This window comes from Mycobacterium sp. (genome assembly GCF_035653355.1).
GTDB lineage: Bacteria > Actinomycetota > Actinomycetes > Mycobacteriales > Mycobacteriaceae > Mycobacterium.
In genome coordinates this window covers 1-2,787 of the sequence record NZ_DASRBZ010000485.1, presented here as the reverse complement: position 1 = coordinate 2,787, position 2,787 = coordinate 1, and the positions used below count along the sequence as shown (strand labels likewise).

The window sequence follows — 2,787 nt, the reverse complement described above, 5'->3', positions numbered from 1 at the left end:
ACGGCAGCGGGCAGTGTGCAGTTCACCAACTGGACCATGCCCCTTGGCAGCCCGGTGACCGTCGCCGGCGGCTCGGCCTCCATGACGACGACTTTGACCCCCGGAACTCACCCGCTGACCGCGGTGTTCACTCCGGCCGGCTCAACCGCGTTTGATCCATCGAAGTCCGACACGCTGTCCTATACGGTCAGCGCTCCCACGACGACACCATTGCCCCCGACGCCACCTGCGTTCAGGTTCTCACCCACATCTCTGTCGCAGCTCATCCCCTGGCTGCTGGGACAACTCCATTTGCCGACGTTCTGAAGCATCACTCGTCCTGGCCGCGTGCAGGCTGCTCTCACCGCTGGCTTTGGGACCGGCCACGCCCGCCGATCATGCGCCCATCAGGTGCCGAACGCGAAATGCCCCATGGCCGCCGAGCATCGAGGACCATGTTGAGCGGGTGATGACCCCAAACCGCTACTGGAACGCCACGTTCTAGGTGCCGCAGTAGGTGACGTAGGGGCCGCAGCTCGCGGGTGCCGGCTCGGCGTAGCGCTCCAGGCCCGGACGCTGGATGAACGGACGGGCAACGACCTCGACGAGGCGGCGAAACGGCGCGATGTCGCCGTCGGTGGCGGCGGTCAGGGCTTCCTCCACGCGATGGTTGCGCGGGATGTAAATCGGGTTGACCCGGTCCATGGCTGCCGTTACGGCGTTTCGATCCCGTGGTACCAGAGCCTGCCACCGCGCAGCCCACGCGTCGAACGCCTCCGGCTCGGTAAACAGCGACCGCGCCGGGCGTCCCTGCAGGTGTGACGACAGCGCGCGGAAGAATTGCGTGAAGTCCATGCGCTGCGCGTGTAGCAGCGCCAGCAGGTCCCGGATCAGCGGTTGGTCGGGCGCGTCGAGGCCGAGCTTCGCGGCCATGCCGCTTGCCCAGTAGCCCTCGTAGCGCTCGGCGAAAGAGGTCAGCGCGTCGGTAGCGGCCTCGACCGCGGCGTCTGTGTTCCCGTCGATCAGCGGCACCAATGTCTCGCCCAGCCGGGCCAGGTTCCATTGTGCGATCCGGGGCTGGTTGCCGTAGGCGTAGCGACCACCGTGGTCGATCGAGCTGAAGACCGTTGCGGGATCGAAGGTGTCCATGAACGCGCAGGGGCCGTAGTCGATGGTCTCGCCGGAGATTGTCATGTTGTCGGTGTTCATGACGCCGTGCACGAACCCGACGAGCATCCAGCGGGCGACGAGCGATGCCTGCGTGTCGATGACGCACCGATAAAACTCCAGGTACGGATTGGCCGCCTCGGCCGCGTCGGGATAGTGGCGTGCCATCGCATAATCGGCCAGCTTCCGGACGAGAGCCGGGTCGCCGGACGTGGCGGCGTACTGGAACGTGCCGACGCGCAGGTGGCTCGCCGCGACCCGCGCGAGTACGGCACCGGGCAGCATCGTGTCCCGCATGACCTCCTCGCCGGTGGTTACCACCGCAAGCGCCCGGCTGGTGGGGATGCCGAGCGCGTGCATAGCCTCCCCCATCAGGTACTCCCGCAGCATCGGCCCGACGGCCGCTTTCCCGTCCCCGCCCCGGGCGAACGGGGTGCGACCGGTGCCCTTCAGATGCAAGTCGCGGCGGCGCCCTCCGCCGTCGACCAGCTCGCCGAGCAGCAACGCCCGGCCGTCTCCCAGCCGGGGCACGTAGGCGCCGAACTGATGGCCGGCATAAGCCTGCGCGACTGGGCGCACCCCGTCCGGGCTCCCGTTGCCCACGAGCAACGCGACGCCTGGTGGCTCTCGCAACGCCTCGGCGTCGGCCCCCAGCTCGGTGGCGAGTTCCTCGTTGAACATCAGCAGGGTGGGCGCCGGCACTGATGCTGCGATCCACGGTTGCGACAAGCGGGGCAGTTCACGGGCGTAGGAGTCGTCAAACTCCAACTGCGACCCGGTGACGACGCTCATGACCCGAGGGTACGTCGTCGGGCGAGCACGAACCTCTCGATCCAGTCCCGTGAGCATGACCGCGTCAGCGCAGCCGCGGGCTTGGAATTGCTTCTTCGCTAACGTCCATGATTCGGCGTTGACATCGCGGCGCTTCCCTTGGCTACCAACAATGACGTCGCACAGCTGCCGCCCGGCCTGCTTTCCGCCATGTCAACGTCACGATGCACTAGTACACGAAAGGGAAGTCGCGAGAAATATCATTCGGAAGCAAGCGGTAAGAGAGCAATTTGTCTGGGTCTGCGTTGCGTGGTCATTTCATGCACCCGTCGGCTATTCCGGAGAAACGCCGGATCATCTCGACTGCCAACCGGAGCAGGACCTACTCTCTGGGCATGCATCCAGTTGTCAGTTGGAGCGCGCCGGACATGGCCCGTGAGCACTTCCACCGCGATGGGTTCGTCGTGATGGAGCCGATCTTCACAGCCGAACAGTGCGGGTGGCTTCGCGAACGTCTCAGCAGGCTGTTCACCGGGGCTTTCCCGACTGGTATTTACCCCGACGAGTGGTACTGGCGGGAGGGAATCAGCCTGCCCGATGCGACCCGACACATGGCTAATGCCTGGAAGAGCGACCCGGCTATCGCGTCGCTGGTCCAAGCCGACTGGATCGGCCGGTGGGTTGGCCACCTGCTTGGCTGGGACGGCTGCCGGCTCGGGCAGGACACCATCTGGATCAAACCGCCGCTAGCCCGGGCTTCTGCGTTGCACCAGGACAACTCCTTCGTCGACTATCTGGTCCCGGCCACACTTGCCACCTGCTGGATGACCTTCGACAACACTTACGCCGATGCCGCAACAATCGAGTATG

General features: G+C 65.7%; 3 protein-coding genes. 2 read left to right on the top strand and 1 reads right to left on the bottom strand.

The annotated features are described in order from the left end of the window. A partial coding sequence (locus tag VFA16_RS16735; RefSeq protein WP_324968893.1) for an Ig-like domain-containing protein occupies nucleotides 1-306 on the top strand: 306 nt, incomplete at its 5' end. A 174-nt stretch (nucleotides 307-480) separates the two neighbouring features. Here the strand turns inward: VFA16_RS16735 and VFA16_RS16730 are convergent. Continuing rightward, a complete protein-coding gene (locus VFA16_RS16730) occupies nucleotides 481-1,938 on the bottom strand; it encodes a protein adenylyltransferase SelO (RefSeq protein WP_324968892.1) in 1,458 nt (485 codons plus the stop codon). Nucleotides 1,939-2,312: 374 nt separating this feature from the next. Between VFA16_RS16730 and VFA16_RS16725 the strand changes: the two genes are divergently transcribed. After that, nucleotides 2,313-2,787 (top strand): phytanoyl-CoA dioxygenase family protein (locus tag VFA16_RS16725; RefSeq protein WP_324968891.1); only part of this gene is annotated, 475 nt, incomplete at its 3' end.